Origin of the sequence: Collimonas sp. (assembly GCF_035566555.1) — a bacterium.
Lineage (GTDB): Bacteria > Pseudomonadota > Gammaproteobacteria > Burkholderiales > Burkholderiaceae_D > Collimonas.
Map to the genome: position 1 here is coordinate 31,595 of NZ_DATMRB010000082.1, position 8,345 is coordinate 39,939.

Sequence of the window (8,345 nt, forward strand, 5' to 3'; positions counted from 1 at the left end):
CTATTTGACTCTGACTATCTGACTAACTATGTGAAGCAATCTAGCGCTTGCGCTTGCTGGATTTCGTAAAGCCCTTCGGCGCCCGTGCGTTCTCTGCAGGAGCGGCCGTCTTGCCTTTCTTGGCCTTGCCTGCAGGCGTGGTCTTGGCCGCTGTCGTCACCCGCGCGGTTTTCTGCTGTGGCGCAGCCTTGCCGCCCGCCTTGGGCTTGGCGCCGCGGCCTTGCTCATTGTCGGCGCGCCGCGCTTCATTCTTCAGCACCGTCTTGATGCCCGGCTCATTGACCAGGCGCAGGTCGATCTTGCGCGCGTCCAGGTCGACCCGGCTGACTTGCACCGTGACGCGGTCGGTCAGCTGGTAGCGGATGCCGGTACGTTCGCCGCGCAACTCGTGGCGCGCTTCGTCGTACTGGAAATAATCGGCGCCGAGTTCGGTGACGTGCACCAGGCCTTCGATATACAAGGCGTCCAGCTGGACAAAGATGCCGAAGGTGGCGACGCCGGAAATCACGCCGGTGAATTCTTCGCCCAGCTTGTCGCGGATGAAATAGCACTTGAGCCAGGCTTCGACATCGCGTGAAGCTTCATCGGCGCGCCGTTCATTGGCGGAGCAATGCACCCCGAGCGCTTCCCAGATCGCCAGGCTGCCTTCGTTTTTCTTCTTGCCTGCCGCCTTGTCTTCCGCCTGCTTCTTGCGGCCGGCCGGCGACAGCATGGTGTTCAGCGCGCTGGTGTCGAGTCCCTTCGGATCGTAGCGCTTGCCTTGCAGGATGGCCTTGATGGTACGGTGCGTGAGCAGATCCGGATAGCGCCGGATCGGGCTGGTGAAATGCGCATACGATTCATAGGACAAGCCGAAGTGACCGATATTTTCCGGGCTGTAGACCGCTTGCTGCATGGAACGCAGCATCATGGTCTGCAGCAGGATCGCATCCGGCCGCGCCTTGATCTTCGGCATCAGCTCGGCGTAATCCGAAGCCGAAGGCGTATCGCCGCCGGCCAGGTTCAAACCGACCTGCTTGAGGAAGGTGCGCAGAATCGCCAGCTTCTCCTTGGTCGGATGGGCGTGGATACGGAACAGTCCAGGATGCTTGTGGCGTTCCATCAGGTCGGCGGCGCAGACGTTGGCCGCCAGCATGCATTCTTCGATCACTTTATGCGCATCGTTGCGGGTGCGCGGCAGGATTTTTTCGATCTTGCCGGCAGCATTACAGACGATATACGTCTCGGTGGTCTCGAAATCGATGGCGCCGCGCGCCTGGCGCGCCTGCAGCAGGGCATGGAACACTTCGTACAGATGCAGCAGATGCGGCACCAGGCCGGGACGCTTGGCCGCTTCAGGACCCTTGGTATTGCCCAGGATCGCCGCCACTTCGGTATAGGTCAGGCGGGCGGCGGAATGGATCACCGCCGGATAAAACTGATAAGCCTTGATTTCACCCTTGGCGCTGATCACGGCGTCGCACACCAGGGTCAGACGGTCGACATCGGGATTGAGCGAACACAAGCCGTTGGACAGCTTTTCCGGCAGCATCGGGATCACGCGGCGCGGGAAATACACCGAGGTGCTGCGCTCCAGCGCATCGACATCCAGCGCATCGTTCGGCTTGACGTAGTGGCTGACGTCGGCGATCGCCACGATCAGGCGATAACCGTTGGCGCGGCCGATCTTGACCGGCTCGCAGTACACGGCATCGTCGAAATCGCGTGCATCTTCGCCGTCGATGGTGACTAGCGGCACATCGCGCAAATCGACACGGTCAGCGAGGTCGGCGGCGCGTACTTCGCCCGGCAGCTTCGCTGCCAGCTTCTTTGCGGCTTCGGAAAATTCGTGCGGCACGCCGTACTTGCGCACCGCGATTTCGATTTCCATGCCAGGATCGTCGATATCGCCGAGGATTTCGACAATCTTGCCGACCGGCTGGGTGAACCGTGACGGCTGCTCCGTCAGTTGCACGCTCACCACCTGCCCGGCCTTGGCCTTGCCCGGCGAGCCTGCCAGGATGATATCCTGGCCGATGCGCTTGTCTTCCGGCGCAATCACCCATACCCCGTTTTCATTCAGCAGACGGCCGATGACGTGGGTATTGGCGCGCGACACGACTTCGACGATCGTCCCTTCCGGGCGGCCGCGGCGGTCGGTGCCGACGATGCGCGCCTGGACGCGGTCGCCATGCAGCACTTTCTGCATTTCCTTTTCAGGCAGGAAAACGTCGTCGCCGCCCTCGTCCGGGATCAGGAAACCGAAGCCGTCGCGATGGCTGCTGACGCGGCCTTCGATAAAACCGGGGGAATTGGTCAGTTTGTAGATGCCGCCGCGGTCAGGCTTGATCTGACCGTCGCGCTCCATGGCATTCAGGCGGCGCGTCAAACCTTCCATTTCATCGGGCTTGACACTTAGTGCAGCAGCCAGAGCGGCGGCGTTTTGCGGTTCGGAAGAAGTCCGCAGAAGGCCGAGAATTTCCTCCCGGCTGGGGATTGTGTAGGAATATTGGCTCAAAAGGCTCTTCAACTGGTTGTTATTCATCAACGCTTAGTGTAACGGAGGATTGTGACAATCTCCTAACCAAGCGACTTATATCTTCCGCTTTTACGGCCCTGCTCTATCTTCTTTTAAATGGGTGTTGACATATTCTCGCATTGGCTTATAATCTCGCTCTCTCAAGCCCACGTGGCGGAATTGGTAGACGCGCATGGTTCAGGTCCATGTGCCGCAAGGTGTGGGGGTTCGAGTCCCTCCGTGGGCACCATATACCATAGACCAGATCCTTTTCGGGATCTGGCTCTCCGCAAAATTCCAGGCCTCCCGGCATAGCAATACGATAAGTCCGGGAGCGCCCAGTGAATTCCAGCAACGCACTTCCCCCCGCATCTTGATGCGCCAGAGACGTAGCCACGCTGCATATTACCAGCTTCAATCGCTCCAGACGCAACAAAACCCAGCCTGTGACAACGGCCGGGTCGCTATGCCTGCTTAACTAAACTAACGCGCTTGCCTGCTCGGGAACATTCCCGCGCCAGATCACTGGAATGGATTGATCATCGCTTTCCGCGGATTTATCGTGGTTCCCGCCGCGATCTGGGCGTCGATGACCTGGTAGAAGGCATTGCCGGTATCGGCGATATTCCAGGTACTCAGGATCACGTGGTAACCGCTGCGGTCGGCCGGGATGGTACAGCGATGCGTGGCATGGCTGTTGCTGGGCGGCGCGAAACCGCCCTTGACGATGCAGAACGGCTGCAGCTCGAACGCGTCCCGGCTCAGCTTCTGGTTCGGATTCCAGCCCTGTTTGGTGATGTAATAGCGCCAGTCCTGCGTCATGTGCCCGGCAGTGAAGTACCAGCTGAAATCATTGACACCGGTCTTCAAAGCCACTTTCTTCCAGCGTGTCGGAGTTTGCGTATTCAATTCGGAAAACTGCGCCAGGCCGCCGGCCGCGATCACGCCATCGGCCGGCCCGGCTGCCGGAAAGCCCTTTGGCCCCTCCACACTTTGCGGCTCATACTGAATCGCGCCGCAAGCCGTATTTTCCTGCGTCTTGCACATGAAAGCACGCGATTTGGGCGCATCGATATAACCGTGAGCCTGCGCCAGCAGCGGCGCCGCCATGACCAGCATGACGGCCAGACGAGACGATAATTGTTTCATTGCTTCTCCTAACGAGTCTGCATCAGAGGACAAATGCGCAGCGGCCAGCGCTGCAGCAGGCAGGTCGATTCTGCGGCCAGGGACGGAGCAGCGTAACTGGCAACCTTTACAGTCGCTCGTCCGCGGCAGCAGATGACCCGGCGGCATTGCTTGATCGCCAAACAATTGTCAGACTTATCCTATAATGTGCGGGACCTCAAACCCGCCTTGCCGGCGCTCTGAGGCCGACGCCGCAAAACCGATAAGGATATCTATAGTGAAACTGACCAACCAATCTGTCATCGCGCTGCTTTGGGGCTTGCTGTATCTGGTCATGGGCTACACCTCGCATCAGCTCAACGGACCGATTGCCGCCACCGGCTACATCTGGCTGCCGGCCGGCGTCACCGTGGCTGCCTTCATGCTGACCAGGACCGCGCGCTGGCTGCCGGTGATCATCGGGTTCGTGCTGGCGCAACTGCTGCTGGGCTGGATTGAAAACCGCGATCTGTTGCGCGTCAGCCTGTTCGCACTCGATGAAATCGGCGTCGCCGCGATTGCCGTGGCGCTGGTGCGGATGACGCAGTTGCCGATGGAAGGCTTGTATTTCGTCCGCGGCCTGTTGATCGCCGGCGTCGCCTGCAGCACCGTCAGCGCGGCGATCGGCGCCGCCTGGTTCCTGTTCGTGAAAGACGTTCCGTTCTGGCCGACCGCGCGCATCTGGGCTGCCTCCGACCTGGTCGGCATCCTGATCGTCACGCCGGTGCTGGCCGGCTGGTCGCGCTTCCATGCCATGCGTTCGGGCGGCATGGACCGCAGCGATTTCCTGCTGGGCCTGGCGGCTTTTATCGCGCTCGGCATCACCGCCTACGTGATTTTCGATGGCCACAGCCTGAGCAATTTTTCAGCCGGCGTCAATTTTGCATTGACCTACGTGCCGCTGTTTTTCGCGGCGGTGGTGACCCTGCTGTGGGGCGGCCGCGGCGGTTCGCTGGCAGTCGCCATGCTGGCTTTCTTCGCCCTCTTGAATACCGTGCAGGGCGAAGGCCCGTTCGCCGCCTTCGCCGACAATTATTCCAAGCACTCGCTCTTGGAGGCCCAGCTTTATCTGGCCGTCGCCGCCCTGCTCTGCCTGCTGATCAGCGCCCTCAAAACCACGCGCGAACAATTGCACGAAGACGCGGCGCAATGGAAAAGCGACGTCGAACTGGCGCTGACAGTCAGCCGCCAGCTGGTCTACAGCATCGACCCGCATAGCAAGAAACTGTGCTGGAACGGCGATCTGCAAGGATTGCTGGGCGTGCCGGCCGGCGCCTTCAGCGAACTCGACCAGGTGCTGGCGCATGTCCACCCCGACGATCGCCAGCAATTGCGCAGCCGCTGGCTGGAAGACATAGATGACGATGCCCGCCCCGACTTGCGTTTTCGCCTGCTGCTGCCGGCCGGGCATATTACCGACATGACCGACATGAGCGCGGTGCTGCTGGATGCGGACGAGTCCGTGGCCATGGTTGCCGGCGCCTGGCGATTGCATATCAGGGACGAAGAAAGGCAACCGAGCCAAGGACCGGCTGCCCTATGAGCGTCCGTACCGGCGCCCTGCTGATTCATGGCCTGGGAGGCACCCAATTCGACCTCGGCTCCATGCACAAGGTGTTGCAGCGCGCGGGAGTGGAAACCCACGCCGTCACCCTGCCTGGCCATGGCGGCCGGCCGGAAGACCTGGTGAACGTGCGCATGGAAGACTGGCTGGACGCAGTCACTGCCACCTATCAGGAACTGGCGCCGCAATACGATACCTTCCACGTCCTCGGCATGTGCCTGGGCTCCCTGCTGGCGCTGGCTTTATGCGAGCGTGTGCAGCATGCCAAGGGCAAGCTGGTGACGTTGGCGCCGCCGGTCTTCATCGATGGCTGGTCGACCCCCTGGTACCGTCAGCTGCGGCATGTGGTGTACTGCATTCCCGGCATGTCCGCCAAGATGAAGGTAGAAGAAGACGAGCCGTTCGGCATCAAGAACGCCACGGTGCGGGCGATCGTCAAGGCCAAGTTCGCGCGCGGCGACAACTTCCATTATCGCTGGGTGCCGCTGGCCTGCATCCGCCAGGTCGACCGTCTGCGCCGCCAGGTATTGGCCGGCGCCGGCAATATTTCTTGCCCGACGCTGGTGGTGCATGCGCGCGAAGACGAACTGACCAGCCTGAAATCGGCTGAATTCCTGCAGACAATCCTGCCGGATGTGCGGGTCGTAGTGCTGGAAAACAGTTACCACATGATCTGCGTCGACAACGACCGCGACCTGGTCACCAACAGCGTGCTGGAATTCTTCGGCTATCCGCCGGCGCCGCCGCGGCGGATGCGCGGCGCCGACAAGGCTGAAGCCTAGTGTCGTGTCCTGCCTCATCTGCCAGCATCTCGCTGGTCCTTGATCCGTATCGCGTCGTTGCGCCTCGTCGCCATAGCCCCGCTATGTCTCCTCGGCACGCCTAGCGCTACCGGCCAAGGCCGGCGCGATATACCGACAGATGAGGCAGGACACGACACTAGCGCGCCTTCGCGTTAGAAAATCTGGGCTAGAAAACCCGGCCCAGCTGGAGATACAGATTCCAGACGCCGCGCGGCGCAATCGCCGCGCCAAAATATAGAGGGCCTAGAAAACTGTTACCACCCAAGAACATGCTGGCGCTTTTCTTGAACGGGCCGGTGGCAAACGCATCCCTGCTCTGCCAGACGTCGCCGACTTCCAGGCTGGTGCCAAGCACCGTGCTGCGCAAGCCAGGCAAATTCAGTTCCGGCATGTCGCGCAGATAGGTCAGGCGGCTGTACAACAGATAATTGCCGGCAAACTGGTCGGGAGCGTAGGCCGACAAATGCTGGAATCCGCCCAGTGTGAACCCCAGCCCGCCATTGGCCCCGGCGCCATTCTGTTCGTTGCCGTAAGTGCCGGCCGCTTCCAGCGCCAGATTGAGCGTGTTGCCGCCGCGGCTGACAGCCCACAGCGCCTTGCCCTGCGCATCACTGTAACTATTGCCGGCGCCGCCAAAAGCCACATTGCTGACAGCGGAAAGATAGTAGCCCTTGCGTGGGAACAGCGGATCGTCAAGCTGGTCCACGGTGAGTTGCGTACGCACCACCGGCTGCTTTACCCGAAAGCTGTCGAAGATCAGCTCCGGCGCAATATCGATGAACTCCACTGGCAAATTGTAGGTAGGCCTTGCCTCCAGCCACTGATAATAGACCCCCGTGCGCAACTCCCCGAGCCTGCCTATCGGCATGGCAAGATCAATCCCCACCTTGGTGGTATCTACCCGATAGGCAGTGACCGGCACGGTGCCGGAGGTTACAGTTCCCTCGTCCGAATACAGGTCGATATGCCGCCGCGCGTACTCGGCATAAGGCGCCACATAGAGTCCTACCGTGTTCCAGATCGGCTGCCGCAATTCAGTATGCAAGCTGGCCTGCTTGCTGCCTAGCACAAGATCGTTGCGCCACTCCAGGCCGCTCTCGGTAATCCAGGGTAGGCGATGCCCTACCTGCAGATTGAAATCGCCGCGGCCATTGAAGCTATTTGATACGCCCAGGCCGAACAATAGAAAGTGCGGCCCCCAGGATTTGTCGTCGGCGTCCACCTTCAGCACATTGCGGCCATTCTCCGTCACAAGTTCCTGCGTGACGCTCTTGAAATCGCCGTTGGTTGCCAGTCGCGCCACGTCCTTGTTGAGGGCCACCGGATTGTAGTAATCCCCTTCCTTGACGTCCAGCGCACGGCGCACCACTGCTGCCGGTACGCGGCCGTTGCTGTTGATCTGAATTTCGTCGATATGCGTATCCTGCGCCAGCACCGGACCGCCGCTGCGCGCTGCAAGATATTCCTTCCATTGCTGCGGCGGCAGCGCCAACGCGGACAGTTTGGCTTGCTGACGCTCTGCCGCCTCGTAGCCAGCCTTGACGCCATCCTTGCCGCGTGAAAAATCGGCGAAAGACATGTCGCCTAGGTCCGGCTCGATCAGCACATCGTTTTTCTTGAGCGTTTCTATTTCATGCTTGACGTTCTGCTGGATCAGGATGGTCACCATCTGTTGCGCCACCGCGGTCGGCGAATCGAGGGTCGCCGGATCTTGCAGATCGGTAGCGATATTGACTGCGATAATGATATTCGCGCCCATGCTGCGCGCCAGCGACACCGGCAGGTTCTGCACCAGGCCGCCGTCCACCAGGGTGCGGCCATCCAGCTTGAGCGGCGCGAACAGGCCAGGCACAGCCATGCTGGCGCGGATGGCGCGCGGCAACGAGCCTTGACTCAATATGACTTCGGCGCCGGTGCCGAGATCGGTCGCCACCGCGCGGAAAGGGGTCGGCAGCTTGTCGAAGGAAATATTCGCCGGCAGCTGCGGCGTCCAGTTCTGCAGCAACGCCAGCAGGTTATTTCCCTGCACCAGGCCCTTCGGCAGTTTCAGCTTGCCGTCGCCATAGCCGGCGGACAAGCCGATAGGATATTGATAATCGTCTTCGCGCTGGGACTGCGGCAATTCTGCCCGGTCGTTGCGGTCGAAGGCGATATCGCTCAGGTTGGTTTCGGTCAGGATGCGGTCCAGCTCATCGACTGACAGTCCGCTCGCATACAAGCCGCCGACCACGGCGCCCATGCTGGTGGCAGCAACATAGTCAATCGGGATATGCATTTTCTCCAGCGCCTGCAACACCCCCAGATGCGCATAGCC

Annotated in this window: 5 protein-coding genes and 1 tRNA gene; 3 read left to right on the forward strand and 3 right to left on the reverse strand. The window is 60.8% G+C overall.

Annotation, left to right across the window (positions count from 1 at the left end; translation table 11 throughout):
* Positions 1–40: 40 nt before the first annotated feature.
* A complete protein-coding gene (gene rnr / locus VNZ65_RS10315) occupies positions 41–2,497 on the reverse strand; it encodes a ribonuclease R (protein ID WP_325668625.1) in 2,457 nt (818 codons plus the stop codon).
* Between the two features lie 165 nt (positions 2,498–2,662).
* On the opposite strand from rnr, the gene VNZ65_RS10320 reads away from it, so the two are divergent.
* Positions 2,663–2,747 (forward strand) — tRNA-Leu (locus tag VNZ65_RS10320).
* Between the two features lie 272 nt (positions 2,748–3,019).
* Here VNZ65_RS10320 and VNZ65_RS10325 read toward each other — a convergent pair.
* On the reverse strand, positions 3,020–3,646 hold the full coding sequence (locus VNZ65_RS10325) for a lytic polysaccharide monooxygenase (RefSeq protein ID WP_325668627.1): 627 nt from the start codon (positions 3,644–3,646) through the stop codon (positions 3,020–3,022).
* Between the two features lie 256 nt (positions 3,647–3,902).
* Between VNZ65_RS10325 and VNZ65_RS10330 the strand changes: the two genes are divergently transcribed.
* Entirely contained in the window at positions 3,903–5,207 is a 1,305-nt protein-coding gene (locus VNZ65_RS10330; RefSeq protein WP_325668629.1) for an MASE1 domain-containing protein, read from the forward strand.
* Positions 5,204–6,010 (forward strand): alpha/beta hydrolase, encoded by an 807-nt coding sequence (locus VNZ65_RS10335; protein ID WP_325668631.1) that lies wholly within the window; start codon positions 5,204–5,206, stop codon positions 6,008–6,010. The genes VNZ65_RS10330 and VNZ65_RS10335 overlap by 4 nt, the downstream gene beginning before the upstream one ends.
* Positions 6,011–6,197: 187 nt before the next feature.
* On the opposite strand, the gene VNZ65_RS10340 is transcribed toward VNZ65_RS10335, so the two are convergent.
* A partial coding sequence (locus VNZ65_RS10340; protein WP_325668633.1) for a patatin-like phospholipase family protein occupies positions 6,198–8,345 on the reverse strand: 2,148 nt, incomplete at its 5' end.

Coding starts and splice junctions, on each gene's coding strand:
- VNZ65_RS10325 (WP_325668627.1), bottom strand. CDS start 3,646: ATGAAACAATTATCGTCTCGTCTGGCCGTCATGCTGGTCATGGCGGCG.
- VNZ65_RS10335 (WP_325668631.1), top strand. CDS start 5,204: ATGAGCGTCCGTACCGGCGCCCTGCTGATTCATGGCCTGGGAGGCACC.